The sequence below is a fragment of the Streptomyces sp. NPDC051104 genome, from assembly GCF_040682835.1.
Taxonomy (GTDB): Bacteria; Actinomycetota; Actinomycetes; order Streptomycetales; family Streptomycetaceae; genus Streptomyces; species Streptomyces cynarae.
This window is the reverse complement of sequence record NZ_JBFBBS010000001.1, coordinates 112012-138822: the sequence shown is the minus strand read 5'-3', so window position 1 is coordinate 138822 and position 26811 is coordinate 112012. Positions and strand designations below refer to the sequence as shown.

Annotated in this window: 26 protein-coding genes and 3 pseudogenes; 10 read left to right on the top strand and 19 right to left on the bottom strand. The window is 71.1% G+C overall.

Features of this window, described 5'->3' with window-relative positions:
• Positions 1-50: 50 nt before the first annotated feature.
• From AB0N14_RS00705 to AB0N14_RS00685, 5 genes are all read right to left on the bottom strand, one after another.
• Positions 51-1523, bottom strand: a complete 1473-nt coding sequence (locus AB0N14_RS00705) for a penicillin-binding transpeptidase domain-containing protein (protein ID WP_366023576.1) — start codon at positions 1521-1523, stop codon at positions 51-53.
• A complete protein-coding gene (locus AB0N14_RS00700; RefSeq protein WP_366023575.1) occupies positions 1520-2893 on the bottom strand; it encodes an FtsW/RodA/SpoVE family cell cycle protein in 1374 nt (457 codons plus the stop codon). Before AB0N14_RS00700 ends, AB0N14_RS00705 begins: the two co-directional genes overlap by 4 nt.
• Positions 2894-2943: 50 nt before the next feature.
• On the bottom strand, positions 2944-4224 hold the full coding sequence (locus AB0N14_RS00695; RefSeq protein WP_366023574.1) for a HAMP domain-containing sensor histidine kinase: 1281 nt from the start codon (positions 4222-4224) through the stop codon (positions 2944-2946).
• A complete protein-coding gene (locus AB0N14_RS00690) occupies positions 4221-5051 on the bottom strand; it encodes a hypothetical protein (protein WP_366023573.1) in 831 nt (276 codons plus the stop codon). Before AB0N14_RS00690 ends, AB0N14_RS00695 begins: the two co-directional genes overlap by 4 nt.
• A 63-nt stretch (positions 5052-5114) precedes the next feature.
• Positions 5115-5621, bottom strand: a complete 507-nt coding sequence (locus AB0N14_RS00685) for a dual specificity protein phosphatase family protein (protein WP_366023572.1) — start codon at positions 5619-5621, stop codon at positions 5115-5117.
• A gap of 97 nt (positions 5622-5718) precedes the next feature.
• Between AB0N14_RS00685 and AB0N14_RS00680 the strand changes: the two genes are divergently transcribed.
• Positions 5719-6522: a nuclease-related domain-containing protein gene (locus tag AB0N14_RS00680; RefSeq protein ID WP_366023571.1), complete on the top strand. Its 804-nt coding sequence runs from the start codon at positions 5719-5721 to the stop codon at positions 6520-6522.
• 121 nt (positions 6523-6643) lie between these two features.
• On the opposite strand, the gene ligD is transcribed toward AB0N14_RS00680, so the two are convergent.
• The gene (ligD, locus tag AB0N14_RS00675; protein ID WP_366023570.1) at positions 6644-7525 is read right to left on the bottom strand and encodes a non-homologous end-joining DNA ligase; all 882 of its coding nucleotides are present in this window, start codon (positions 7523-7525) and stop codon (positions 6644-6646) included.
• Positions 7526-7587: 62 nt separating this feature from the next.
• Here ligD and AB0N14_RS00670 point away from each other — a divergent pair, with 62 nt between their 5' ends.
• From AB0N14_RS00670 to AB0N14_RS00655, 4 genes and pseudogenes are all read left to right on the top strand, one after another.
• Positions 7588-8697 (top strand): Ku protein, encoded by a 1110-nt coding sequence (locus AB0N14_RS00670; RefSeq protein WP_366023569.1) that lies wholly within the window; start codon positions 7588-7590, stop codon positions 8695-8697.
• Positions 8698-8813: 116 nt separating this feature from the next.
• Positions 8814-9071 (top strand): annotated as a pseudogene (locus tag AB0N14_RS00665) (leucine zipper domain-containing protein); the annotation flags it as partial.
• A 154-nt stretch (positions 9072-9225) separates the two neighbouring features.
• Positions 9226-10221, top strand: a pseudogene (locus AB0N14_RS00660) (FAD-dependent oxidoreductase); the annotation flags it as partial.
• Between the two features lie 255 nt (positions 10222-10476).
• Positions 10477-12834, top strand: coding sequence for an MFS transporter (locus AB0N14_RS00655; protein ID WP_366023568.1), 2358 nt, complete (start codon positions 10477-10479; stop codon positions 12832-12834).
• A gap of 98 nt (positions 12835-12932) precedes the next feature.
• On the opposite strand, the gene AB0N14_RS00650 is transcribed toward AB0N14_RS00655, so the two are convergent.
• From AB0N14_RS00650 to rpmB, 6 genes are all read right to left on the bottom strand, one after another.
• Entirely contained in the window at positions 12933-14024 is a 1092-nt protein-coding gene (locus tag AB0N14_RS00650; RefSeq protein WP_366024220.1) for a mannosyltransferase family protein, read from the bottom strand.
• A gap of 302 nt (positions 14025-14326) precedes the next feature.
• Entirely contained in the window at positions 14327-14734 is a 408-nt protein-coding gene (locus AB0N14_RS00645) for a hypothetical protein (RefSeq protein ID WP_366023567.1), read from the bottom strand.
• The gene (locus AB0N14_RS00640; RefSeq protein ID WP_366023566.1) at positions 14731-16335 is read right to left on the bottom strand and encodes a right-handed parallel beta-helix repeat-containing protein; all 1605 of its coding nucleotides are present in this window, start codon (positions 16333-16335) and stop codon (positions 14731-14733) included. Before AB0N14_RS00640 ends, AB0N14_RS00645 begins: the two co-directional genes overlap by 4 nt.
• 506 nt (positions 16336-16841) lie before the next feature.
• Positions 16842-17306: a hypothetical protein gene (locus AB0N14_RS00635; RefSeq protein ID WP_366024219.1), complete on the bottom strand. Its 465-nt coding sequence runs from the start codon at positions 17304-17306 to the stop codon at positions 16842-16844.
• A gap of 333 nt (positions 17307-17639) precedes the next feature.
• Positions 17640-17945, bottom strand: coding sequence for a 30S ribosomal protein S14 (gene rpsN / locus AB0N14_RS00630; RefSeq protein WP_366023565.1), 306 nt, complete (start codon positions 17943-17945; stop codon positions 17640-17642).
• The gene (rpmB, locus tag AB0N14_RS00625) at positions 17945-18181 is read right to left on the bottom strand and encodes a 50S ribosomal protein L28 (RefSeq protein WP_366023564.1); all 237 of its coding nucleotides are present in this window, start codon (positions 18179-18181) and stop codon (positions 17945-17947) included. Before rpmB ends, rpsN begins: the two co-directional genes overlap by 1 nt.
• Positions 18182-18254: 73 nt before the next feature.
• Between rpmB and rpmG the strand changes: the two genes are divergently transcribed.
• The 5 genes and pseudogenes from rpmG to AB0N14_RS00600 all read left to right on the top strand — a co-directional run.
• On the top strand, positions 18255-18419 hold the full coding sequence (gene rpmG / locus AB0N14_RS00620; RefSeq protein WP_366023563.1) for a 50S ribosomal protein L33: 165 nt from the start codon (positions 18255-18257) through the stop codon (positions 18417-18419).
• A 5-nt stretch (positions 18420-18424) separates the two neighbouring features.
• Complete coding sequence (locus AB0N14_RS00615; RefSeq protein WP_366023562.1) at positions 18425-18682, top strand: type B 50S ribosomal protein L31; 258 nt, start codon at positions 18425-18427, stop codon at positions 18680-18682.
• On the top strand, positions 18679-19857 hold the full coding sequence (locus AB0N14_RS00610; protein WP_366023561.1) for a GTP-binding protein: 1179 nt from the start codon (positions 18679-18681) through the stop codon (positions 19855-19857). Before AB0N14_RS00615 ends, AB0N14_RS00610 begins: the two co-directional genes overlap by 4 nt.
• A gap of 87 nt (positions 19858-19944) precedes the next feature.
• The gene (rpsR, locus tag AB0N14_RS00605) at positions 19945-20187 is read left to right on the top strand and encodes a 30S ribosomal protein S18 (RefSeq protein WP_366023560.1); all 243 of its coding nucleotides are present in this window, start codon (positions 19945-19947) and stop codon (positions 20185-20187) included.
• A gap of 165 nt (positions 20188-20352) precedes the next feature.
• Positions 20353-20863: pseudogene (locus AB0N14_RS00600) on the top strand (cation transporter); the annotation flags it as partial.
• Positions 20864-20898: 35 nt separating this feature from the next.
• Here the strand turns inward: AB0N14_RS00600 and AB0N14_RS00595 are convergent.
• The 7 genes from AB0N14_RS00595 to AB0N14_RS00565 form a co-directional block, all read right to left on the bottom strand.
• Positions 20899-21357 (bottom strand): Fur family transcriptional regulator, encoded by a 459-nt coding sequence (locus tag AB0N14_RS00595; RefSeq protein ID WP_366023559.1) that lies wholly within the window; start codon positions 21355-21357, stop codon positions 20899-20901.
• Positions 21358-21370: 13 nt separating this feature from the next.
• Positions 21371-22240, bottom strand: coding sequence for a metal ABC transporter permease (locus AB0N14_RS00590; protein WP_366023558.1), 870 nt, complete (start codon positions 22238-22240; stop codon positions 21371-21373).
• A complete protein-coding gene (locus AB0N14_RS00585; RefSeq protein ID WP_366023557.1) occupies positions 22237-23148 on the bottom strand; it encodes a metal ABC transporter permease in 912 nt (303 codons plus the stop codon). Before AB0N14_RS00585 ends, AB0N14_RS00590 begins: the two co-directional genes overlap by 4 nt.
• Complete coding sequence (locus tag AB0N14_RS00580) at positions 23135-23965, bottom strand: metal ABC transporter ATP-binding protein (protein WP_366023556.1); 831 nt, start codon at positions 23963-23965, stop codon at positions 23135-23137. Before AB0N14_RS00580 ends, AB0N14_RS00585 begins: the two co-directional genes overlap by 14 nt.
• Positions 23966-24085: 120 nt before the next feature.
• The gene (locus AB0N14_RS00575) at positions 24086-25057 is read right to left on the bottom strand and encodes a zinc ABC transporter substrate-binding protein (RefSeq protein WP_366023555.1); all 972 of its coding nucleotides are present in this window, start codon (positions 25055-25057) and stop codon (positions 24086-24088) included.
• Positions 25058-25371: 314 nt separating this feature from the next.
• Positions 25372-25764, bottom strand: coding sequence for an SCO5389 family protein (locus tag AB0N14_RS00570; protein WP_366023554.1), 393 nt, complete (start codon positions 25762-25764; stop codon positions 25372-25374).
• A 52-nt stretch (positions 25765-25816) separates the two neighbouring features.
• A complete protein-coding gene (locus AB0N14_RS00565; RefSeq protein WP_366023553.1) occupies positions 25817-26776 on the bottom strand; it encodes an adenylyl-sulfate kinase in 960 nt (319 codons plus the stop codon).
• Positions 26777-26811: the final 35 nt, after the last annotated feature.

Here is a 26811-nt window from a genome sequence, read left to right as displayed (position 1 = left end):
AGGTCGGCCGGATCGCCGGCACCAGCCCCCGTCTCAGCAGTCGGGACCCCTCAACGACGCGACTGCTGCCGGGAGTTCAGGACCGCCTCCATCACCGCCTTCGCGATCGGCGCCGCGTCCCCGCCCCCGCTGACCTCCCCCTGCCGGCCCGCGTCCTCCACCACCACCGCGACCGCCACCGCCGGCTCGAGCGCGTCGTCCGCCTGTGCCCAGGAGATGAACCAGGCGTACGGCTTCCCGGAGTTGTCGACGCCGTGCTGGGCCGTGCCCGTCTTGCCGCCCACGCGGGCGCCGGGGATCGCCGCGTTACGACCCGTTCCCTCCTGCACCACGTCCGTCATCATCTCCCGCAGCTGTTCCGCGGTGGTGGCGCTCATCGCCCGGTGCAGGGTGCGGGGCGTGGCCGTGGAGACCGTCTCGCCGTCCTTGGTCGTCGTCCGCTCCACCAGGTACGGCGCTTTCACATCGCCTCCGCCGGCCACCGTCGCCGCGACCATCGCCATCTGCAGCGGTGTCGCCCGGGTCTCGAACTGCCCGATCGAGGACAGCGCCAGCTGGGAGGCGTCCAGCTTCGGGTCGAACGTGCTCGGCGCCACCGCGAACGGCACCCTCAGCCTGCGCTCGTTGAAGCCGAAGTTCGCCGCCGTGCCCGTCATGCTCTGCAGCCCCACCTCCCCGCCCAGCTTGGCGAACACCGTGTTGCACGACCAGGTGAAGGCGTACCGCAGCGACGCGTCCTCACAGCCCTCGGTCTCGTTGGTCAGCTCGGTCGTCGTGCCGGGCAGCCGGTAGGGGTCGGGGGAGTCCGTCGGCGCGTCGAGGTCCGTCACCACCCCCGCCTCGAGGGCCGCCGCGGCCGTGACCACCTTGAACGCCGAACCGGGCGGATACGTCTGCCGGATCGCCCGGTCGAGCATCGGCCGCGCCGCGTCCCCGTTCAGCCGCTTCCAGGCCCGGGCCACGGACGGCGACGTCCCGGACAGCTCTCCGGGGTCGTACGACGGCGTCGACACCAGCGCCAGGATCCGCCCCGTCGTCGGCTCGACCGCGGCGACCGCGCCCGCGCGCCCGGCCAGCCCCTGGTACGCCGCCCGCTGCGCCGCCCCGCTGAGCGTGGTGACGACATGGCCGCCGGGGATGCGCTTCCTCAGGACGCCGTTCCACAGGGGAAACGGATCGAGCAGCGGGTCGGTGCCCGACAGCAGCGCGTCCTCGGTGTGCTCCAGCAGCGTCGTCCCGTACACCTGGGAGGCGAAGCCGGTGACCGGCGCGTACAGCGGCCCGTCGGTGTAGGTGCGGGTGTGGCGGAACATGCCGCCCGTGTCCCGGGACCCGGTCACCGGGCGGCCGTCGACCAGGATGTCGCCGCGGGGGCTGCCGTACCGGGCGATCATCTGCCGGCGGTTGGCGGGGTTGTCCTCGTAGCGGGCGGACTCGAGGATCTGCACCCGGGTGGCGTTCACCAGCAGGGCGATCAGCAGCACCGCGCACAGGGCCGCCGCCCGGCGGATGTACCTGATCATGACGCGGCCGTCCTGTCGTACTGGCTGCGGGCCGAGTCGCTGATCCGGATCAGCAGCGCCACGATGATCCAGTTGGTCACGAGCGACGAGCCGCCCTGCGCCAGGAACGGCATCGCCATGCCCGTCAGCGGGATCAGGCCCGTCACCCCGCCCGCGATCACGAACACCTGGAGCGCCACGATCGACGAGAGCCCCACGGCGAGCAGCCGCCCGAACGGGTCCCGCAGCGCCAGCCCCGCCCGGTAGCCGCGCTCCACCAGCAGCGCGTAGAGCAGGAACAGCGCGCACAGGCCGGCGAAACCCAGTTCCTCGCCCGCCGTCGCCAGGATGAAGTCCGACTTCACGGCGAAGCCGATCAGCATGGAGTGGCCGAGGCCGAGCCCGGTGCCGAGCGCGCCGCCGGCGGCGAACGCGAACAGCGACTGGGCGAGCTGGCCCGCGCCCTGGCCCGCCTCGATCGACGCGAAGGGGTGCAGCCAGTCCTCGACCCGGGCGTGCACGTGCGGCTCCAGCCGGCCCACGGCGAACGCGCCCACCATCGCGAGCAGCAGACCGACCGCGATCCAGCCGGTGCGGCCCGTGGCGACGTACAGCAGCACCACGAACAGCCCGAAGAACAGCAGCGAGGTACCGAGGTCGCGCTCCAGGACGAGGACGCCGACGCTCAGCAGCCAGATCGCCACCACCGGGCCGAGGACCCGCCCGGTGGGCAGTTGAAGCCGCCACACCCTGCGGCCCGTGAACGCCAGCGCCTGCCGGTTGGCGGCCAGGTACCCGGCGTAGAAGACCGCGAGCAGCAGCTTCGCGAACTCGCCCGGCTGGATGGAGAATCCGGCGACCCTGAGCCAGATCCGGGCGCCGTTCAACGCCGGGAAGAAGATCGGCAGGGTGAGCAGGGCGAGCGCGGCGCCCCCGCACAGGTAGGTGTAGCGCTGGAGCACCCGGTGGTGGCGCAGCAGCAGGACGACCGCGGTGAACAGCGCCACGCCGAGCGTCGACCAGGACAGCTGGGTGGGGGCCGCCCGGTGGCCCGGGGTCTCCAGGTCCAGGCGGTAGATCAGCACCAGGCCCACGCCGTTGAGCAGCACCGCGATGGGCAGCAGCAGGGGATCGGCGTACGGGGCGCGCAGCCGCACCGCGCAGTGCGCGAGCAGCGCGAGCGCGCCGAGCCCGGCGCCGTAGCGGAGCGCGCCGGGCGGGAGGGTGCCGTGCCGGGCGAGGCCGACGGCGCAGTAGCCGTAGACCGACAGCAGCACGGCGAGGACGATCAGGCCGAACTCGGTGCCCCGGCGTCGGGGCAGGCGCAGCGCGGGGGCGGGGGCGTCCGCCGGCGTCACGGTCCTCGCTCCTGGCGTTCCGGGCGGGATCATGTGCGGAACGTAGCAAGCGGTAAGCGGTCTGTCCTGTTATGCGGGGGCAATCAGCCCGTTCCGGTACTCCTCGGCGTCTCGGGGAGGGAGAGCGTGGCCATGGCCCCGCCGTCCGGCGCGTTGGCGAACTCCAGCCGGGCGCCCAGTACCTCCGCCTGCCCGAGCGCGATCGTCAGCCCGAGGCCGTGCCCCTTCGCGCCGCCCTCGGTGCGGAACCGCTGCGGCCCGTGCACCAGCAGGTACTCCGGATAACCGTCCCCGTCGTCCCGTACGGTGACCCGCGCACCGTCGACCGTCAGCACCACCGGGCCCCGCCCGTGCCGGTGCGCGTTCGCCACCAGATTGCCGAGCACCCGCTCCAGCCGCCGTCGGTCGGTCGCCACGCACGCGTCCCGCACCACCCGGACCTCGACCGGGGCGCCGGAGGCCCGCACCACCCGCTGCACCAGCGGCGCGAGCCGCTCCTCCACCAGCTCGAGGCGTTCGCCACCCGCGTCCAGGCGGGAGATCTCCAGCAGGTCCTCGGTCAGCGTGCGCAGCGCCGCCACCCGGTCCCGCACCAGCTCGGTCGGCCGCCCGGGCGGCAGCAGCTCGGCCGCCGCGTGCAGCCCGGTCAGCGGGGTGCGCAGCTCATGCGCCACGTCCGCGGTGAACCGCTGCTCGCTCAGCAGCTTGCCCTGCAGCGTGGCCGCCATCGTGTCCAGGGCGCCCGCGACCGCCGCCACCTCGTCCTGGAGGCGCGCCGGATTCCTCGCGCGCCGGTCGTCCACGCGCGCGTCCAGGTCGCCCGCGCTGATCCGCCGGGCCACCTGCGCGGTGGCCTGCAGCCGCCGGGTCACCCGGGTCACCGCGAACGCTCCCACGCACAGCGTCGCGCCGCTCGCCAGCACCGAGGACCACACGATCGCCTCGTCCAGGGCGTCGATGATGCGGGCGCCCTGTGCGTAGTCGACCTGCACGGCGAGCGCCCGGCCACCGTCGGCCGGGCCCGCCGCCCACATCGTGGGCTGCGGATCCTGGGTCCCGACCATGGTGCCGCGGTACCCGTCCGCCGCCAGTTCCCGCAGCGGCGCCGGCAGTCCCGGAGGGTCGACGCCCGCGCCGTGCGGCAGCCGGTCGCCCGCCTCGTACGCCTGCGCCGCCTCCGTCAGCCGGGCCAGCGCCCGGCCGCGGGCCTCACCGACGGTCCGGTCCGTGACCTGGACATGGACGAGCACGCCGAGCAGCGCGGCCAGCCCACAGCACATGACGGTGATGAAGGCGGCCGCCTTCCAGGTCAGCGTGCCGGTCCAGCGCGGCAGCCGGCCGAGCGTGCGGCCGAGCGGCCTCATCGGGCGCTCTCCGACGGGACGGGGGCGGCCGAGGGGGAGACGGAAGGAACGGGCGGGGCCGGGGCAGAGGCGGACGGGGCCGGCGCGACCGGCCGGCGCGGGGGCGCGGTGCCCACCCGCACGATCTCGTCCCGGGTCGCCAGCATCGCGTGCTGGTGCGGATCCCAGGTCCACTCCGTGCGGAACTCGTAGCCCGGCAGCGTCGACGGCGAGCGGATGATCATGGTCCGGCCCGCCAGCTCCACGCTGATCACGCTGTCCGAAGTGCCCATGACCTGCACCAGCCGGTGGTGCTCGACGGTGTACACGCGCACCGCCAGCTGGCCGTCCGGGAAGCGGATGCCGAGCACCATGTCGTCCTTGCCGTCACCGGTGAGGTCGCGGTAGTACGCCCGCAGGACCGGGCACCGCCGCCCCTGCGGGCCCGCCGCGCCGCAGTCCTTCAGCCGCTCGCGCGTCTCTGCGTACAACGCGTGCGGGCCGGAGTAGGCGTCCGGGTGCGCGGCGACCTCGGCGCGCACGACGTCGAGGGGATCCACCCGGCGGATGTCATCACCCGGAACGGTGATGCCCTTGACGGTCTCGGTGTCCGCCTCGCCGTAGTCCAGGGCGGGCGTGGAGGCGGGCGGCAGCTGGGGCCACAACCGCACCGGGCCGACGGCGGTGGCGGTCGGGCCCGCGCCGCGCAGGGCACCGGAGTCGCCGCAGCCCGCCAGCAGCAGGGTGGCCACGGCGACGCCGAGGGCCACGCGCACGGGGCGACCGCGGAGTGCCGGGCCCACTCGGCGGCTGCGGAACGCCGTGCCGGCGCGACGGCTGGGGAACACGGGGGCATCCGTCCTTTTTGCTCACCTGATGACCGGTTGTTCACTCACGACCGGCCAGTGAGGTTACTCCGCGAGTTCCTCCAGGAGGCGGGCGGTGTCCAGGCCCGCCCGCAGGTACTCCACGAACAGCTCGTTGTGCAGCGCCCAGGGCCCGCGCCGGGCGCGGATCATGCGGATCGCCTCCTCGGCGGTGTGCCCGGCCCGCACCAGCGCATGCGCGACGACGAGACCCGAACGGTTGTACCCGTGGTAGCACCGGACGAGCACCCGGCGCCCGTCCTCCAGCGCGTCGTCGGCGGCCTGCGCCAGCCGCATCACACCCGCGAGCTGCGTCCCGTCCAGCGGACCGTCCGGGATCGGCCACACATGGTGCTCGACCCCGTCGTCAGGCCCGTGCCCGGGCAGCCGCAACAAGGTCAGCACCAGATCGAACTCATCACTGACGACGGCGAACTCCCGCTCCCCGGAGCGCCCCCTGAACTCGTGGCCGCCCATCCACAGACCGGGCACGATCTCGCTCCACGGGCTCTCGGGAGCCGGAACATCGGGTTGCTTTCTGCGGGTCCGCAACGGCGCCTCCCACCGAGTCCCCAACTGCTCACAAAGGTAGCCGGGTTCTTGCCCCCGGAGCACCCCGCCTGTTCCCATGGTCGAGGGGTGATGGTGCATGGACGGACTGCGCGTCGTACCGACCTGGCGGCACGGACAGGAACGCCTGTACGTGTGCGGCACCGACGGGCGGAACATCGCCTGGTACGACCGGGAGACCGGCCGGGTCAACCTGCTGAGCGAGGACCTGCGCGAGGACGTGCTCGACGCGCTCGGCCCGTTCGTGACGGGCCCGGTGACGGTGGGGCCGCCCCCCGTGCCCACCCCCGCCGAGCTGGCCCGGCTGTCCCTCCACCCGGACGACGACCTGGCGCCGAACCGGCCCGGCGAGGCCCTGCTGATCGCCCTGGACCGCGACCCGGGCCCCACCCACCGGCTGCGCCCGGACCCACGGCGCCGGGCGCTCGCCGCCGAGCAGGCGGTAGGCGAGGCACTGGACGGCCTGGAGGGCGTGGGCTGGCGCACCCTGCACTCGGTGCCGCTGCCCGGCGGCGACCGCATCCACCACCTGGCGATCGGCCCCGGCGGCCTGTTCGCGGTGCGCTCCCTCTACGCCCGCAGGCAGCGGGTCCTCATCGCCGACCCGATGGTGACGGTGGGCCGCCAGGAGGCGCAGCCGCTGCTGCGCCGGGTGAGCGCCGACGCGGACCGCGCGTCGTACGCGCTGACGGCCGAGGTCCACCCGGTCCTGATCGTCACCGAGTCCGCCCGCCTGGAGATCACGACTCCGCTGCGCAAGATCCGCGTCCTGAAGGACACGGACGTGCCCGCCCTGGCCCGCCTGGGCGGCATGCTGAAGCCGGCGGACGTGGAGGCGCTGCACGCGATGGCACGGGACCGGCACACATGGTCCCGGGTGTGACCGTGGGGCGGCGGCACATCGCAGGGGCTGGGGGTAGTGGAACCGCCTGCCAGGGCAGTGGAACCGCCTGCTCTCAGGGCAGTGGAACCGCTTGCTCTCACGGCAATGGAACCGCTTGCTCTCACGGCAGCGGAACCGCTTGATCCGGATCGCAGAGCGCGGCCATGAGGTCGCCGTACGCCTGCAGCCGGGGAGCGATGTCCGCGGCGCGGAAGACGAGACTGCCGGGGGAGGCGCAATCCCTCACCTCATCCCATGTCACCGGCGCCGACACGGTGGGCTCCGCCCGGGCGCGCAGTGTGTACGGGGTGGCGGTGGTCTTGCGCGCCGCGTTCTGGCTCCAGTCCACGAAGACCTTCCCGGGCCGCAGACTGCGGGTCATACGGTGGATGACCAGGCGGGGCATCGCCTTCTCCGCCTCCACGGCGAGCTGCCGGGCGTAGTCCGTCGTCCGCTGCGAAGGCGTCGGTTCCACGGTGGCGAGCAGATGCAGCCCCTTGGAGCCCGACGTCTTCGCGTACGCCTCGATCCCGTCCGCCGCCAGCCGCTCCCGCAGCCACAGGGCGACCTCGCAGCACTCGACGATCGTGGCCGGCGCCCCCGGGTCGAGGTCGAAGACCAGCCGGTCAGCGATGTCGGGCGTGTCGATGCGCCACTGCGGGGTGTGGAACTCGGTGACGAGGTTCGCCGCCCACATGAGGCTCGCCAGGTCTTGGATCAGCACCATGCGGGCCGCACCCTCCGTACGCGGCACCTCGGCCGTGGTGACCCAGTCGGGCGTACCCGGGGGCACGTTCTTGGCGAAGAACAGCTGTCCGTCCGGCCCGTCCGGATAGCGCAGGAAGGAGAGCGGGCGGTCGCGGAGGTGGGGCAGCAGGGCGCCGGCGGTGGTCGCGTAGTAGTGCAGCAGCTCGCCCTTGGTGAAGCCGGTCGCGGGATGGAGCACCTTCTCCAGGTTGCTGAGTGCCAGCCGTCGGCCCTCCACCTCTGTGATCGGCGTCATACGATGAGAATCCCACGAGAACCCCATGAAATCGGCCGACCTATCCGGAAAAGGGGCGGAACGTGCGATCCATCTGGAACGGTGCCATCTCGTTCGGCCTGGTGAGCATCCCCGTCAAGCTGATCAACGCCACCGAGAACCACTCGATCTCATTCCGCCAGATCCATCTGGAGGACGGCGGCCGGATCCGGTACCGCAAGTTCTGCGAGCTGGAGGACCGCGAGGTCGCGCAGGCGGAGATCGGCAAGGGGTACGAGGACGCGGACGGCTCGGTCATCCCGATCACGGACGAGGACCTGGCGCAGCTGCCCATCCCGACCACGAAGACGATCGAGATCGTGGCGTTCGTTCCGGAGGACCTGATCGACCCGCTCCAGATGGACACGGCGTATTACCTGTGCGCGAACGGCACTCCGGCCGCCAAGCCCTACACGCTGCTGCGTGAGGCGCTGGGACGCACGGGGAAGGTGGCGATCGCGAAGTTCGCCCTGCGGGGCCGGGAACGGCTCGGGATGCTGCGCGCGGTCGGCGGCGTCCTCGCCATGCACGCCCTGCTGTGGCCGGACGAGATCCGCGCACCGGAGGGCGTGGCGCCGGAGGGGAACATCACAGTCAGGGACAAGGAGCTGGACCTGGCGGACGCCCTGATGGACACGCTGGGGGAGGTGGACCTGGACGAGCTGCACGACGGGTACCGCGAGGCGGTGGAGGAACTGATCGCGGCGAAGGCGGAGGGCAAGGAACCGCCGACCGCTCCGGCGCCCGAGGGCGGCAAGGTGCTCGACCTGATGGCGGCGCTGGAGAAGAGCGTGCGGGTGGCGAAGGAGGCGCGGGGGGCAGGCGAGCAGGGGGCGGAGCAGAAGGCCGAGGTCAGACGGTTGCCGCAGCGGAAGGCGGCGCGTACGGAGCCGAAGGAGACCGGCGGGAAGAAGAGGGCGCCGGCGACGAAGAAGACGGCGGCGAAGTCGGGGACCACGGCGAACAGGACGGCGACCAAGCAGACCACGGCCAAGCAGAGCGCGACCAAGCAGAGCGCGACCAAGCAGACCACGGCCAAGCAGAGCGCGACCAAGAAGACGGAAGCCAAGAAGACTGCTGCGAAGAAGACACCGGCGAAGAAGACACCGGCGAAGAAGACACCGGCGAAGAAGGCAACCGCGAAGGGGGCCTAGCTGTTCTGTCCACGGAGGTTGGTGACAGCGGTCACTGCGGTGTGACCTTGAAATGGGTGAGGGCCTTCTGGCCTGGTGTGGATTGCGACCTCTGCACCAGCAACAGACAGGCCCTCGTGCCCCACCGTAATGCACCGCTGACCGAGACGGGCCGTCTGCGCCTGGCGCGCTGCGTCGTGGACGACAACTGGAGCCTGCGCCGGGCTGCGGAACGTTTCCAGGTCTCGCCGACCACGGCCCAGCGGTGGGCCGACCGTTACCGCCGACTCGGCGAGGCCGGCATGGCCGACCGCTCCAGCCGTCCGCGCACCAGCCCGCGCCGCACCCCGACCCGCACCGAGCGGCCGATCATCAAGGTCCGCATCCTGCGCCGGGTGGTGGCGTACGTGGTGGCCGCGGGCCTCGTCCTGTTCGGCCTGCGGAGACAACTCGGCGTCCGGCAGTGGCGGTTGGGGGAAGGAGGAGGGGAGGGGCGCATGGTGCCACGCAGCATTCCGTAGATCCGAACGCTGCTTCCCCCAGGCCCGGTTCCACCGCATCGCCTCCCTGCGCGCCGGCGTACGCCCGGAGTGGACGGCCACTCCTTTCATTCCGTACGACCGGCTCCTGCGCAACGGCCGTGTCGTCGTCGGCAAGGCGGTCCGCATCGACACGGCCGAACGGCACGTGGCGCTGGCCACCGGCGAGAGACTGCCGTACGACGTGCTGGTGATCGCCACCGGCGCCGACTACCCCGAACCGGCCCGCTTCACCGGCACCACCACCGAGGAGGCGGCCAAGTCGTTCGCCGGACACCAGCAGCACGTGGCCGCCGCCGGTCACGTCCTGGTCGTCGGCGGCGGGCCGTCCGGCGTCGAGCTCAGCGCCGAGGTCCGCCTGGCCCGGCCGGACGCCCGGGTCACGCTCGCCCTCGCCGGGCCGGAGCTGCTCCACTCCACGGGCAGCACGCGGGCCGGCCGCAAGGCCCGCGCCTGGCTGGAGTCCCACGACGTGGAGGTGCGGCTCGACTCCTTCATGTCGCCCGGCAGCGCCTTCGGCACCTATCGCGACGCTCGTGGCGACGTCGTCGACGCCGACCTCTCCTTCTGGGCGACCGGAACCACCCCCAACACGCTCTGGTTGCGGCTGGCCGGCCATGGCGACTGGCTCAACGGTGCCGGCCATGTGAGGGTCGACCGGACGCTCCGGGTCGAGGGGTGGACGGACGTGTTCGCGGTCGGCGACGTGAACGACGTCAGCGAGCTCAAGATCACCCCTGCCGCGCTCGCCCAGGCGGACATCGCCGCCCACAACGTCCGCGCGTATCTGCGGAGTTCCGGCAGGCACCGCAAGGAGCCCCGCTTCTACCGGCCGATCCGCCGCACCCCGCTCATCGTGCCGTTCGGCCCGGCCGACGGAGTGACCGTGATGCCCGTGCCGGGCGGCGAAACCGCCGTCCTCGGCGGCCGCACCAGCACCCTGGCCAAGGCGAAGACCCTCCTGACCCCGTACATGAGGCGCCAGCTCGGCTACACCGCGGCCTGAGGTGCGCAACGGGCGACGATCGAAACGTTTGCGTTTCGCTACGAGGTTCCCTACTCTCGGGACGGTGTACGAAACCGTTTCGGACAGAGAACCCCTACCTTCTCACCGAAGCGACCCCCACACCGGCCGAACATCGAACGAACCGACGCCCACACCCCGTACCTCGAGCGCTGGACGGACACCGTCGTCCTCCTCCGTCTCGAGGTAGAAGGCACTGAGCCACCCGGAGCCCTTGCGCCCCGCAAGAGGGATCACATGGAATTCATCCAGACCGAAGCCGCCCCGGCCACAGATTCCGGCCGGACCCACCACCATGCCCAGCCGAAGCACCGATGGTGGGCGCTGGGCGTGATCGCCCTCGCCCAACTCATGGTGGTGCTCGACGCCACGATCGTGAACATCGCACTGCCGTCCGCCCAGCAGGACCTGGGCTTCGACAACAACGGACGGCAGTGGATCGTCACCGCCTATTCGCTCGCCTTCGGCAGCCTGCTGCTGCTCGGCGGCCGGCTCGCCGACCTGTTCGGCCGCAAGACCACCTTCATCATCGGCCTGGTCGGCTTCGCGGCGGCCTCCGCACTGGGCGGGGCGGCGAACGGCTTCACCATGCTCGTCGTCGCGCGCGCCGTCCAGGGCCTGTTCGGCGCCCTGCTGGCTCCCGCCGCGCTCTCCCTGTTGACCACGACCTTCACGGACGCCAAGGAACGCGCCAGGGCGTTCGGCGTCTTCGGCGCCATCGCCGGTTCCGGCGCCGCCGTCGGCCTGGTCCTCGGCGGCCTGCTGACCGAATACCTGAACTGGCGCTGGACGCTGTACGTCAACGACGTCATCGCGGTCTTCGCGCTCATCGGCGCGATCGTCTTCATCAGCCGCTCGGTCCCGGCCCAGCGGCCCCGGCTGGACATCCCGGGCGTGATCCTGGTCTCCGGCGGCCTGTTCGGCGTCGTCTACGGCTTCGCCAACGCGGAGACGCACGACTGGAGCAACTGGATGACCTGGGGCTTCCTGGCCGCGGGCGGCGTGCTCCTGCTGGCTTTCTTCCTCTGGCAGGCCCGCGCGAAGCACCCCCTCCTGCCGCTGCGCGTGCTGGCGGACCGCAACCGCGGCGCCGCCCTGTCCACCGTTCTCATCTCGTCCGCCGGCATGTTCGGCGTCTTCCTCTTCCTCACCTACTACCTGCAGGCGACGCTGGGCTACTCGCCGGTGAAGAACGGCTTGGCCTTCCTGCCGATGGTGGGCGCGCTGATGGTGATGGCGCAGCTGTCCACCAACGTGCTCGTGCCGAAGATCGGCCCCAAGGTGATCGTGCCCATCGGCATGCTGCTGGCCGCGGGCGGCATGGTCTGGCTGACCCGCCTCGGCCTGCACAGCGGCTACGCCGCGCATGTGCTGCCGCCCCTGCTGCTGATCGGCGCGGGCCTCGGTCTGTCGATGCCCGCGGCGATGAGCTACGCGACCCTCGGCGTCCAGGCGAGCGACCAGGGCGTGGCCTCGGCGGCCGTCAACACCACGCAGCAGGTAGGCGGTTCGGTCAGCACCGCGCTGCTCAACACGCTGGCCACCAGCGCCGCGACGGACTACGCGAAGCACCACATGACCGACCCGCTGGTCAAGGTGAACGCCGCGCTGCACAGCTACTCCACCGCGTACTGGTGGTCGGCCGGCTTCTTCGTCTTCGCGGTGCTGGTGACGGTGCTGCTGTTCCGCCGCAGGGCGACGCCCCAGCCGACCGCGGACACGTTTGCCGCCCCGGCCTCGGGGGCCGCCCCGGCGACCCCCGAGCCCCTGGCCGCCGCCACCGCAGAGGACACCGGCGGCCGGGACACCGACCGTCCGGACATCGAAATCGACGGTCCGGGCGTGATCCGCGGCCAGGTGCGGGACGGGGCGGGCACACCGCTGGCACGCGCCGCGATCACGGTGCTTGACCCGACGGGCCGCCAGGTCGCCCGGGCCACCTCACGCGAGGACGGCTCGTACGCCGTGGACACCTCCGCACGCGGGAGCCTGGTGCTCATCGGCTCGGCGGCCGGACACCAGCCGCAGGTCGCCACGCTGTCCCTGAACGGCGCCCCGATCGCCTACGACCTGGTGATGCCCGCCGGCACGGGCACCCTGTCCGGCACGGTGCGCGACACGGGCGGAGAGGCGCTGTCCGGAGCCCTGGTCGTCGTCACCGACGAGCGCGGAGCCGTGGCGTCCTCGACGACGACGGGGACCGACGGCGCCTACCGGATCGCCGACCTCCTCCCCGGCGACTACGCGGTCACGGTCACCGCCCCGGGCCGCCGCCCGGCAGCGTCCCTGGTGACGGTCACGACCGAGGGCATCCACCACGACATCGAACTCCGCCCCGCCGCCGACGTACGCGGCACGATACGCACCCGGGACGGCCGCGCGGTGGAGGACGCCCGGGTCACCCTGCTGGACGCGGAGGGCAACGTCGTCGCGGCCCGCTCCACCGGCCCCGACGGCACGTACGCCTTCACCGATCTCTCCGGTGACGAGTACACGGTGGTCGCCAGCGGCTACCCGCCGGTCGCCACCCCCGTGAAGATCGACGGGGGCGGGCGCCGGCAGGTGGACGTGTCGCTGGGGCACGAGGAGGCGTAGGGGTCCGGCAACGGCGGCGGCCGGCCCGGACCGTCCGACGGGGCGGTCCGGACCGCCGCACGCGCGTCGGTGCCTTCGGGTGCTGACTGATCCGTCACTCAGAGGGCCGGCCGGGACACCACGACCAGAAACGCGCCGTAGGCGAACGAGAACCCGGCAAGGGCGCCCGCCACCACGGTGGCGTGCCACGGCCGGGCTCTGGCGGTTCTCACCAGCGCCCGCGCCACCACGATCAGCAGCGGGAAGGCCGGCAGCAGGAAGCGCGGCTTGCACTGGAAGTATCCGTTGCCGGCACCGCCGAGCGCGATCAGCAGCAGGACACCGCTGTAGACGACCAGCGGCAGCGGGACACGGTCCAGGATCAGCAGCACGAAGAGCACGGTGCTCACGACGACGATCACCAGCGCCATCGGGAAGACCAGCCGTGCGCGGTGCAGCATCATGTGCTCGGTGAAGCGCAGCGCGCCCTGCCCGAAGTCGAAGCGTGAGCCCCACCGCCGCTGCACGGCGAAGTAACCGCCGAGCGGATCACCCTTGCGCAGGCCCACCCACAACACATAGCCGCCCCAGCCGAGCGGCGAGAGTGCCGCGCCCGCCCACAACCTGTGGGGAACTCCGCGCCCGCGCTTCCGCCACACCTCGTGTGCCGCCCCCGCCAGGACCGCAGCGGTCACGGCGCAGCCGTTGGGCCGGGAGAGGCCCGCGAGCGCCGCAAGCGCTCCCGCCCACACCCACCGCCCGGTCAGGACCGAGTACAGCGACCAGGCGGCGAACGCGGTCAGCAGGGGTTCCGTGTACGCCATCGACAGCACGACGGAGTGCGGGAGCACGCCCCACAGCACGACGAGCGCGGTGGCCACGGCGGGGCCGTAGAGCAGGACGCCGAGCCGGTGGATGCCGTACGCGGCGACCGCGGAGGCCGTCCAGGACACCAGTAGGCCCGCCGCGATCGCATCGAGCGGAGTGAGTGCGGTGACGGCGCGGACCAGGCCCGGATACAGCGGGAAGAAGGCCAGGTTCTTCTGGATGTCGTAACCGTGCGTGGCGATTCTCAGATACCAGACCGAGTCCCACGAATAACCGAGCAGGGGCAGCGGCCGTTTGCCCGAGGACCGGGCGGCGAGGGCGAGTACGATCCCGCCGCACAGCCGGACGGCGACGAACAGGCCGAGCGCGGTGACGGCCGTCATCTTCAGCCGCCGCCCGTCCCCGGCAAGACGGCCACGGACGCGGTTCCCGAGATCTGCGACGACGCGGGCGGGGCCGGTGCTGACGTGAGCCATCCGCGAACTATGCCTGCCAAGGGCACATATTGCGTGACCAGGCACGCCTGAATTCCCGCGCCAGGAGCCTTTTGGCGTGCGTCCTGTTGACGGTGCGGTAATCAACGGGATATTCAGCCGGCCGGCGAATAGCTGAGCACCGCACCTGCCTCGGCCGGCCAGCGAGCGCGCCCGTTGCTGCTGGAGACCAGCTGATACGTCACCCCTGATCAGAGGATGCCGGTCAAACCCTCGATCGCCTTTTGGGCCCACTCCTGTGCCCCTGCTGCCGTACCGGCCACCACTCCGGTCGCGACTGGGGCCAGAGCTCCCCTCAGCATGGCAAGCGCGCGGCGGAGCCTGCCGTCTTCGGGCGCATCCGGTCGGGCGATCGTCGCGAGCACCTCTCTGGCTGCGGACTCGGCATCCTCTCGGTCCGGATCAGCGAGGCCGGCTTGGGGCAGCTCTCGGAGCAAGTTGGTGACCAGCATGGCGAGTGCTTCGAAACCCGGGGCGACAGCGCTGTTGTTCTGCTGGTTCTGGCTGACCGTGTTGTTGTTCCAGGCGAACTGAGCGCCTGAGACCTCGGCGTTGAACACCGGCCCGTCGTAATTGTTGACGTTCTGCGGCTCGTTCATGTGCTGGAACCGTCCTCGTTGTTCTGCTGCTGGATGACGTTGTTGTTGCTCCACGCCAGCTGAGCGCCGTGGACCTCGGCGTTGAACACCGGGCCGTCGTAGTTGTTGACGATCGTCGGCGGACGCTCGACCGGCTCTGCGATCCGCTCGACGACCGGCAGCGACGTGCGGAGAGAGACAAGGTCGACGCGGCCGTTGTCCAGCACGGCCACACCCTGCGTTCCGGTGACGGAACAGTCCACCAGCCGTCCGCCGCTCGTGCCCTGGAAGCTCGCACCCGCTGTCGCGCAGTCGACGAACTCGCTGTTCATGACATCCAGGCGGGCGGAGTCCGTCCCGCAGAGGCCCAAGCCCTCCGAGCCGGTCACCGTGAGGTTGCGCGCGACGAGCCTTCCCTTGCCGAACCCGACGGCCCCGCAGGAGCTCACCGCTGTGACGTCACAGTCATGCACGAACAGCTGAGCCTCCTCGCCGACACCGAAGCCCACCACTCCCCGCTCCGCCGACACGCCTTTCAACGTGACCCGGGACTGGCCCAGGACCTCCGCGGCGGACATGCCGAAATCACGGAACACCGAGTCGGTGATGTCGGCCGTGGTACCGCCGTTACCCCGTGTCTCCAAGTGCGACGGGCAGCGCTCGACGCGGACTTGCTCGAACACAGCCCTGGCCTCGTCGTGGACCCGCAGCGCGACGCTCGTCAGGTCCTCGATCTCGACCCGGGTGAAGCGGCCTCTGCCGGCATCCGTGACGGCTATGCCTACGTTGCCTCGCGAGATGCGGCAACCGTGAACCTCGGGAGCGCCACCTTTGGTCGAGAACACCGCGATGTTGCCTGCGCCGAGGACCTCGCAGTCCTCGAACCTGCCACGGCCCGAGGCGTGGACGTTGATGCCGGTGTCGCGACACTCGGTGAACGCGCAGCCGCGCACCACCGGGTCGGCGCCACTCACAACTGCGATCCCGTGTTGCGCGTCGAAGACGCGCGTGTCGTCCACGGAACCTTTCGACTGCTCGATGAACGCGATTCCCTCCGCGTGCACAGCGTTGATCGCGCAGTCGGTCACGGTGAGCTCCGCCTGCGAGTCCGCCATGATGGCCGCCTTGCCGGTGCCGGTCAGCTCGCACCCGCTGACCTGGGCACGTGCACCGCTGACCCGCAAGCCATGGATCATGCTGCCCCCGATCCAACTGCGCTGGACCGAGACGTCGGCGCCTTCGATCACCGCGACCGCATTGTCGGTGGCGTCGGTGAACCGGCACCGTTCGACGAGCCCGTTCGCCCCGCTGAAGAGGGCTCTACCGTGCCGGAACACGCTGTCCCGTAGCGTCACGAAGGTGTTCGGCTGCGCGTGCACGCTGACGCCGTTGTGCGCTCGGACATCTGAGTGATCAAGCGTGAGAGTTCCCGCATGGCAGCCGACGACGTCGGCGTCGCGGCCGACCAGCACAAGGCCGTGCACACGAACCGACCCGAAGGCGTCGAGGACGGCACCACGAGACTGGCTCACCACCACGGAGCCCGGATCGCCGAGCGCAGCCAACTGGACCTCGCCCTGGACGGTGAGCGCTTCCTCGTAGCGACCGGGTGCGATCTCCACCAGCGCCGCTCGGCCCCGTCTGGCCGCAGCAGCGAGCGCGGACCTGATGTCGGGGTAAGCGCGACGGCCACCGTGCGGCGAGACGAAGTACCTCGCGACCATTCCCGCCCCCCACGCGCGGCCCACTGGAACGGCCGATATTACCGGAGCAGTTGGGAACGGTCCGGTTGCGCAGCGGTGGTCACGTCGAGCCCACTCCACCGCCTCGGCCGCCGCCTTCTCGGCGAACCACCGGGTCTGATCGGGCACGTCACGTCGCCCCCGCCGACGGCTTCTGCCCTGGGCGCATGGCTGGTGTCACCCCTGCCTATGCCACGCTCTCGGAGGTCGGCCTAGGACGCCGAGCGGTCAGGGGAGGGCGGGGGTATGGGCGAGAGCCGGCGCAAGATCTTGCTGTGGGGGCGGGCCGTGCAAGGATGGTGGTCGGACCGTCTGGGCAAGGAGATGCCCGAGTTGTGATGTCGCTCGGCGGCCCCGCTACGAAGTGACGGCGCTCGCCTCTCGCCTCAGATCCACCCGCCGGTCAGACGGGTAATCGGACCGTGCGTGCGGCGCCCGGCACGGCGACCCGCCAGGTATGACGTGGCACCCAACGCTGACAAGCCCGCACCCACACCGGTAGCGAGGAGCTTTCGATGGGTGATCAACGCCCATGCCGTCTTGGCGAAGGCCACGGCCTGTCCCGAGGCGGCGATGACGGCCTGGCGGCCAGCTTGGACACGCTCTGCCGCGCTGTGCACGACCGCGGTGCCCGTTCCGGCCGCACGCTCGCCCGTGTCGACGGTTACTGACGCCACGTCACCGGACTTTTCGGCTGCCTTGTCTGCCGCCTGCGACGCGGGAGCAGTCGCCTTCGCCGTGGCCCGCCGGGCCTTGGCAGATGAACTCCGCTTGGACGCGGAATCATGATTCGTGCCGCTGTTCGATTGACTCATGGACTTCGCGTTGCCGCTCGCGTCAACGGCAAACACACTCCGCCTGGACGGTGCACGCCGATGCACATCCAGCACGACTGTGCTCTTCGTCCCGAACTCTCGGCCGGGTTGTCATTGCGGTCCAGGACACTGGTCGTGGGGTCATCGACGGCCGTTGACAGCCACCCTCGGGTGTGGTTGGCAGGTGCCGTTCGCCTCCTGCTGCGCCGCGGCTTGTCGTGGTCTCAGCCCGATCAACGCGAGAACATCAGGGCCGTCCGCTCACCGTGTGCTGATCATGGACCCCTCGAGCGGCGGCGCCATCCACACCACCGTGTGGGGCGCTGCGGTAGCCCAGAGGGCTCGCGGCGTGAGCAGATCGGGCGCGGGTCACCAACTGCTCTTGGTGACGCCGGGGAGCTCGCCCGCGTGGGCCATCTCGCGTACGCGGATGCGGGACAGGCCGAAGGCTCGCAGGTGGCCGCGGGGGCGCCCGTCCACGGAGTCGCGGTTGCGCAGGCGGGTTGCGCCGGCGTCGCGGGGCTGTCGGCGCAGTTCCCTCTGGGCTGCGGCGCGGCCCTCGTCGGAGCTTGCGGGGGACGAGATGATCGCCTTCAGCTCGGCGCGGCGCGCGGCGTAGCGGGCCACGATGAGGCGCCGCTGTTCATTTTTCGCGATCTTGCTCTTCTTCGCCATCAGACCTTCCCTCCCCGGGCGCGGATGCGGGCCACTGCGGCTTCGATGCCGATCGTGTCGACCGTCTTGATGCCCTTGGCGGAGAGGGTGAGCCGGACGTGGCGGCCTTCGCTCGGCAGCCAGTAGCGCTTGGACTGGATGTTGGGGTTGAAGCGGCGCTCGCTGCGCCGGTGGGAGTGGGAGATGTGGTGGCCGAAGCCGGGCTGTCGGCCGGTGAGTTGGCAGTGGGCGGACATGGTTCCTCCTCGTCGGGTGGTGGCACAGTAGCAGCTTAATGAAAATGAAAACCAAGCCTGTATGGTGCTGTCCATGGCCCGTAACGAACTGCGCCCGATCATCAAGCTGAGGTCCACCGCCGGCACCGGCTACACCTACGTGACCCGCAAGAACCGCCGTAACGACCCCGACCGGCTGACGCTGCGCAAGTACGACCCGATCGAGGGGCGCCACGTCGACTTCCGTGAGGAGCGTTGAGAGCCGTGAAGCCCGGAATCCACCCCGCCTACCGCCCGGTCGTCTTCCGTGACCGGGCCGCCGACTTCGCCTTCCTGACCCGGTCGACGGCCACGAGCGACAAGACCGTCGAGTGGGAGGACGGCAACACCTATCCGGTCATCGACGTCGAGATCTCCTCGGCGAGCCACCCCTTCTACACCGGCACCCAGCGGGTCCTGGACACCGCGGGCCGGGTCGAGCGCTTCGAGCGGCGCTACGGACGCGGAGGGAGCGAGCAGTGAGCGGGGACCAGGCGCGGCTGCCGGTCGCGATCGTCGCCGGGTTGCACGCCGACGCCCGCCGGGGCGCCGTCGAGGAGATCCTGCGTACGGTCCCCGGCTCCATCGCGCTGCACCACGACCTGACGTCCGCCGTCGACAGCGCGGTGCGCCGCACGGTACGCGACGCCGCCGGCCTGCTGGCCGGCGGCGACGCACCCCTGGTGAACGACTGCGCGTGCTGCGCGCTGCGCGAGGACCTCGTCCCCGAACTCCTGCGGCTCGCCGAGGAGGGCAGGCACCGGCTGGCCGTCGTGGAACTGTGGGACTCCGTCGAACCCCAGGGCATGGCCCCGGTCATCGCCGCCGCAGGGCCACCGCTGGCGCTGACCAGGGTCGCCACCGCGGTCGACGCCGCACTCGTCCTGCCGTACTTGTCCAACGGCGACGACCTGGCCGATGCCGGCCTCGCCGCCGCCCCGAACGACCAGCGCACCATCGCCGGCACCTTTGCCCGGCAACTGGAATACCCCACGGTCATCGCCCTCGGCGAGGGCAGTTCGTGCGGGGAGGGCGGCGAGGCCGCCGACGACACCGACCACGCGCTGCTCGCCCAGCTCACGCCGGGCGCACGCAAGGTACGCGTGGACAGTGGCGCCCTGGGGGCCGCTCTGCTGGCGGCGGGCTTCGACGTGGGAGCGGCCGCCGCCCGCGTGCATCCCGCGTGCGCGCTGCTGCCGCAGGAGTGCGACGAGCACGGCGTGAGCACCTTCGTCTGGCGGCACGAACGGCCTTTCCACCCGCAGCGTCTCTACGCGGCGCTGGAGGATCTGACCTGCGCCGCCGCTCGCAGCCGTGGACGGTTCTGGCTGGCGGACCGCCCCGACACGCTGCTGTCGTGGGACGCCGCGGGCGGCGCGCTGTGCGTGGAGTCGGCCGGCCCCTGGCTGGCGGCCCTGCCCGATGCCGCCTGGGAGATGGTGCCCGCGGAACGCCGCCTGGCCGCCTCTGCGGACTGGCACCCCGAACACGGTGACCGCTGCCAGTACCTCACGTTCACCTCGCCCGGCCTGGACCGCGACGGTCTGCTGGACCTGCTCGATTCCTGCCTGCTCACCGACGACGAGTACGCGGCGGGCAGGGACCGCTGGAAACAACTTCCCCACGCCTTCGACGACTTGCTCGACCCAGTGACCTGAACCGCGATTTGTCCCGGCGGCGACGCACCCTGAACTGTCGCCCGCGCAATCCACCCCATCCCGTTGAAAGAGAGGGTCGACCTCACCATGCCCCGACGCACAAGCCCCGGGCGGCAGACCGCCAAGCGTCAGCGCGCCAACCCGCTGGACGCCGCCGGCATCACCTACATCGACTACAAGAACACCGATTTGCTGCGGAAGTTCATCTCCGACCGCGGAAAGATCCGCAGCCGTCGGGTGACCCACGTGACCGGTCAGCAGCAGCGGCAGATAGCGCAGGCCATCAAGAACGCACGCGAGATGGCACTCCTGCCCTACAGCTCCCGATAACCGAGACAGCCGTACGGACAACTGCGGCATCCCCACCGCCGTCCTCTGGAAGTGACCCGGCTGCGTCGACCCGGTCAAGACTTTCCGCACGGTCCGACGACTCTTCCACCTGCCTGGCCCTCTTCGCGTCCAGCACCGGGGCCAGGCCGCCGGGCCGCTGCCGTCTGGCAGTTCTCCGCCCGTGAGCACGCGGTGCGCGAGGCCCGGGAGGAGAGCGCGTTGCGGATCATCGCGCTGTCGTTCTTCGCGCTCCCCGCCTACGTTGCCGTCGATGCCGTACGGGCCCTGACCGGCGCAGGTGAGGCCACGCGCTCCCTGCCTGAGATCGTGCTGGCTGCCCTCTCGCTCGTGGTCATGCCGTTCCTGTCGGCCGCCCAGCGCCGCGCCGGACGGGAACTGGGCTCCGCATCCGCCGTGGCCGACTCCAAGCAGACCCTGCTGTGCACCTATTTTGTCGGCGGTGCTGCTGGTGGGCCTGGTCGCCGATGCCGTGCTCGGCTGGTCGTGGGCCGATCCGCTCGCGGCCCTCGCCACCGCTGCGGTAGCGGTGAAGGAGGGGTGCGACGCGTGGCGTGGGGAGGGGTGCTGCGCAACGCCGTCGGCTGTCGTGCCGGGCGCGGGCCGGCGGGAGGCGGATGCCTGCGACTGTGCTCAGGGGTGCGACTGTTGCCCTTGACGGAAGACCACTCCGGAAAGGGAGTGGCGGGGAGTTCACCGGTGCTCGTCCGCCGCCTGCCGGCGGCCGCAGTCCGGGCACACCCCGGACAAATCCACCGTGTGCCGGACGTTCGCGAACCCGGAGGTTCGTGCGATGGTGTCGGCCCACTCTTCCACCGGGCCGGAGTCGACGGGCCGGCTCAGGCCGCATTCGGTGCAGATGAGGTAGTGGCGGTGTTCGGGTCCCAGGCGGTAGCGGAAGAGGCGTTCACCGCTGGCGTCGCGCACCACGTCAACCCGGCCGACGCGGGCCAAGCCGGCCAGCGTGCGGTAGACCGTCGACAGGCCGACCGGCGAGCCGGCGGCGGCGAGCTGGTCGTGGAGGGCCTGGGCGCCGACGAAGTCGTCGGCCCGGATGAGCGCCTCGACCACGATGGTGCGTTGCTGGGTCAGGCGGCCGATCAACGTGACGTCGTGCGACGGGGCGGGGGTGTACTGGCGGTCGGGTGCCATCGGGTGCCTTCGCTCATGTGCCGGTGGGGACGGCGGTTGGCGTACGAGGACCGGGGGCGGGCCGTCGTATCAGGAAGGTGGCGGCGTAGACGGCCGTGGCGGCGGCCATGATGGCGAAGCTCGGCGGCATCTTCGGCGCCGCGAAGGAGGCGAACAGCCCCGCCCACGTCTCCAGCACCGCAAGCCCCGCGGACAGGGCGAGTGCCCGGTAGGGGCGGTCGGTCAGCCGGATCGCGGCGCCCGCGGGGGCGGCGAGCAGGCCGAGCAGGAGCAGGGAACCGACCGCCTGGGTCGCTTCGGCGGCGCTGACCCCGGCCAGGGCGAGGAAGCCGTAGCCGAGCAGCCGGACCGGTACCCCGCGGGCCGCGGCCACGGCGTCGTCGAGCGTGGCGAACAGCAGCGGCCGGGCCATCAGCACGACCAACAGACCGACCCCTGCGGCCACCAGGGCGGCGACGGCCGCGCTGCTGGCGGAGATGCCGAAGATGGAGCCGAACAGCACACTCACCCCGGCGGTGCCGTTCGTGGTGCTGCGGGACGTCGTGTAGAGCGTGATGAAGAAGGCGCCCAGGCCCAGGATCCAGGAGAAGACGCTCCCGATGACCACGTCGTCGGGCCGCGCCTTGCGGCCGAGGGTGCCGAAGAGCAGCGCCATGGCGATGGTGGCCGCGAACAGCCCGAGGCGAAGGTCGGCGCCGAAGGCGAGAGCGGCCATCGCACCGGTGAAGGCGACATGGCTGAGCGCGTCGCCGGTGAAGACCTGGGCCCGCAGCACCAGGAAGTAGCCGACCAGCCCGCAGGCCGCGGCGATGGCGGTACCGGCGAGGAAGGCGTGCAGGAAGAACGGATGGGACAGCGGAGAGGCGGCGAACAGGACGGTCATGCGACCACCTCCTTGGAACCGGATGCGGCTCCGGCCCGGGTGCGACTGAGTACCTCGCGCAGCGAGCGCCGGCCCAGCGCGAGCAGGTATCCGGCGAAGGCGATGGTCGTCACGAAGAAGCCCAGAGGGTAGGGCCAGTAGTAGGCGGCGGTCAGCCCCAGCCAGGTCGCGGCGAACGCCAGCAGGACGGCCACGGCCAGGCTGAGGCCCGGGCGGGGGGTGAGGGTCTGTGCGGTGGCGGCCGGGATCACCATGAGGGCGAAGACCAGGAGCGTCCCGGTGATCTGGCTCGCTTCCGCCGTGGCCGCACCGAGCAGGACGAGAAAGACCACCGACAGCGCGCGGACCGGCACGCCGCGTCCGGCGGCCACCTGAGGGTCGACGGAGGCGAACAGCAGCGGCCGTCCGATCAACGCCAGCACCGCGACGACAACAGCACCGACCACCGTCAGCACGGTAACCTGCGACGACGTGATCCCCAGGAAGGTGCCGAAGAGGATGGTCTGCGGACCTTCCAGCAGCCCTCTGTACAGGGCGGTGAACAGGAAGCCGGACGCGAGCAGGAACGCCTGCACGGTCCCGGTCAGCGCTGCCTCCTGATGCTCACCGCCGCCGCGCAGGGCCGCGATGACCAGCGCGGCGGCCACACACAGCGTGAAGTACCCGTAGACCGCGCTGACCCCGAGCAAGAGCGCTCCGGCGGCGCCCGGGAAGGCGACGGCGGAGACGGTGTGCGCGGCGAACGTCTGCCGCCGCAGCACCACGAACCACCCCACGACCGCGGAGACCACGGACACGATCGCGCCCGCGCGGAACGCGTTGACCATGAACGGGTACGACCACATCTCCTGGAAGTCCGTCAGGAGGTTCCAGGACCAGTCCGGTGCCCCCGTCTCAGCCAGCAGCATGACCGCTCCCCGGGGTGTCGTGCCGGTCGGTGTGCACCGCGGGGGCATCCGGCTGGCCCACCACGACCAGTCGCCCGTCCGAGGTCCGCAGCACCTCGACCGGCGTGCCGTACAGCCCGGTCAGCGTCTGGGAGGTGATGACCTCCTCCGGGGTGCCGGTGGCGGCCCCGCCCTCGGCCAGGTACACCACCCGGTCCAGGTGGTGGAGTATCGGGTTCACGTCATGGGCGACCATGACCACCGAGACGCCCTCGTGGTGGCAGATGCGCCCGATCAGCGCGGCGACGGCGCTCTGGTTGGGCAGGTCGAGGCTGTCGAACGGCTCGTCCAGCAGCAGCAGTTCCGGCCTGCGGACCAGTGCCTGGGCGATCAGCAGCCGCTGCTGCTCGCCGCCTGAGCACTGCCCGATGGGCCGGTGTGCGTACGCCGACGCCCCGACCAGCTCGATCACCTCCTCCACCCGGGCGCGGGCGGCCCACCGACGCGCGCTCGGCAACGGCAGCGTCACCCCCCAGCGGTCGCCGTCCAGGCCCATGCGCACCACGTCGATGCCGCGAATGCGCAGGGTGGCGTCGAAGCTGCGGCGCTGCGGCAGGTAGCCGATGCGTTCGTTGGCCTGCCCGGGCCGGGCCCCGAGCACCCGTACCTCGCCGGCCGCCGCGGGCAGGGCGCCGAGCAGGACCTTGACCATGGTGGACTTGCCGACGCCGTTGGGACCGAGCACGGCGGTGAACTCGCCGGCCCCGATGCGAAGGTCCACCCCCGACCACAACGTCCTGCCGCCGACCCGCACGGCGGCCCCGCGCAGGGCGACCACCGGATCGCTTCCCGTTCCTGTAGCTGTGTCGTGCCCCCCGCTTCGGCGACTGGGGACGGCGTGGCCGCTGGTGTGTGTGACGGCTTCGCGTGCCTTCGCTATCGGGTTCATGGCGTCAGTTCACTTCCCGGTGGCCTTGGCCAGGGCCTGCTCGATGCCCTGCAGCTGGGTGGTCTGCCACTGCTGGAAGGAGGCCCCGGCGGGGGTGAGGGTCTCAGTCACCGTGGCGACCGGAATGCCCTGCGCCTTGGCCTCCTTGACCTGCGCCTGCACGTCCGGCGTGGAGTTCTGGGAGTTGTAGACGTAGATCTTGATCTGCTTGTTCTTGATCTGCTGGTCGATGGTGGCCTTGTCCTTGGCCGTGGGGTCGGAGCCCTCGCTCATCGCGTCCAGGAACGTCTCGGGGGTGAGCATCTTCAGCCCCAGGCCCTCGGCGAGCGGCGTGACGATGGACTCCGAAGCACCGATCGGGGTGCCCGCGTACTTGGCCTTGATGTCGGCGATGAGCTTGTTGTAATCGCCGAGCGTCTTCGTCTCGAAGGTCTTCTTCTGCTGGTCGAAGTAGGCCGCGTCGGCCGGGGCGATCTTCTTGTAGTCGGCGGTGATCTTGTCGATGACCTGGTGGACGTCGTCCGGGGAGTACCACCGGTGCGGGTTGCCGCCCGGCTTGATCCCGACCAGGTCACCGACCTCGAGCTGGGTGCGTCCGCTGCCGGGGTTGGCGGCCAGCAGCTTGTCGGCCCAGGTGTCGTAGCCGATGCCGTTGACGATCGTGTACCGGGCGCCGGCCACGGTGCGGGCGTCGGCGGCGGTCGGCTCGTAGTCGTGCGGGTCGGTGTCCGGGTTGTTGATGATGCTGGTCACCTTCACGTGGCTGCCGCCGAGCTGGGAGGCGATGCTGCCCCAGAAGTTCTCCGCCGCCACCACCTGGATCGTCTTGCCGGAGCCGCTGCCGGTCGCGGCGGTGTTGCTGGTGTGCGAGGAGGAGTTCGAGCAGGCGGTCGCCGTCACGGCCGTCAGGGCGGCCGTCGCGGTGACCAGTGCGATCCTCGCGGTCGGCCGGGCGGAACGGGAGGCGGGGGCGGTGGACATGCGCGGGCTCCTTCGGGCGATGCCGGGCGCGTGACGGACACGCGCCGGCCGTGGGGCGACACTTTCCACGCTAGATGGAAATGATTTTCAGATCAATGCCAGATGAAAACCGTTGCCGTCTTTTGACCGTGCGTACGACTGCTCGGGGCTGCGCAGGCAGGGGGTGCGGCGGATGCCGTCGGGGCAAGCGTTGGCGGCCGCCGCTCACGAGGACCGGGTGTCCTGGTGAGTGACGGCCGCCGAGGGGACGAAGTGGCCGGCCTGACTGCCGAACGCCGGCTTTCCGGCAGGTGGCGGTCGCGGCCGGCAGTGGTTCAGCAGTCGCGGAACTCCGGCGACTGGTTGAGGATCTGTGCGCGCAGGGAGGTGAAGCGGGTGTGGGTGGCGCCGCCGCGCGCCTCGGGGTGGAAGGCCGCGACACGGTGGCAGTTCTGGAAGGCCAGGGCGATGCCGAAGTGACGTTCCAGGCTGCCGCGGATGGCGTCGCTGGACAGGGCGCGCAGCAGCTGGCCGCGCTCCTTCTCGGAGAGCGGCGGAATCTGGTTGTCGGCGAATTCCGCGGTGCCGGAGCGCAGTTCGTCGGCCAGGCGGGCGATGAGGTCGTAGGCGTACGGCAGGGACGTACGGACCGTTTCCACGAAGTCCTGCTCCCGCACCTCACCGTTCTCGGCTTCGGCGAGCAGCTGCGGGGAGACGTCGAGTGACATGAAGCGCTGTCCTGTTCTGTTTCTGTGGTTGAGTTCTTGAGGGGGTAGGGGGTCAGTCGGGGACGGCCAGCGCTGCGGGGCCGTGCCGGAAGTCCGGGTCGACCTGGGCGGCGAGGTTCTGGCCGATGGCCTCGTTGGCCCAGGCGGCGGCGTTGCGCAGGTGGAACTCCACAGCGTGCTTCTGAAAGGTGGCCCAGTCCTTGGGGCGGGCGTCCACGGCCGCGCGCAGCAGGTCCAGGGTGCGGGTGTTGTGCGGCTCCGGCTCGCCGCGGCCCCGGCCCTGCTCCTGGGCGCGTACGTAGGAGGACTGCTCGCAGTGCGCCAGCAGGTCCTCGCCGACGTGCTCCTTGAGGAAGAGCAGGTCGTCCTCGCCGGTGACCTTGTTGCCGACGACGGCGACCGGGATGCCGAACTCGGCCGCGTGCTCCCGGTACTGGCGGTACACGGAGACGCTCTTGCGGGTCGGTTCCACGACCAGGAACGTCATGTCGAAACGGGTGAACAGGCCGGAGGCGAAGGCGTCGGCGCCCGCGGTCATGTCGACGACGACGTACTCGCCGGGGCCGTCCACGAGGTGGTTGAGGTACAGCTCGACCGCGCCGAGCTTGGAGTGGTAGCAGGTCACGCCGAGGTCGCTCTCGCCGAAGGCGCCGGTGACCATGAGCGGGACGCCGTCGACCTCCTGGACGTGGTGGCTGTGGATCTCGTCGTCGCCGAGCAGCCGCAGCAGCCGGGAGCCGCGTCCGGGCGGGGTCGTCTTGACCATGGCGTCGCGGGACCGGATCCGCGGATTCGTGCCGCGCAGGTAGTCCTTGATCTCCCCGGTGCGCGCGCTGAGCGGCGGTGCGGTGAAGCGTTCGTCCTCGTCGAAACCGAGGGCGTGAGCCAGGTGCTGGTTGATGTCGCCGTCGATCGCGACGACCGGCGCGCCCGAGCGCGCCAGGTGACGGGAGAAGAGGGCCGACAGGGTCGTCTTGCCGCTGCCGCCCTTGCCGACGAAGGCAACGCGCATAACTTCAGCCACCTCTATTGAAAATGGATGTCATG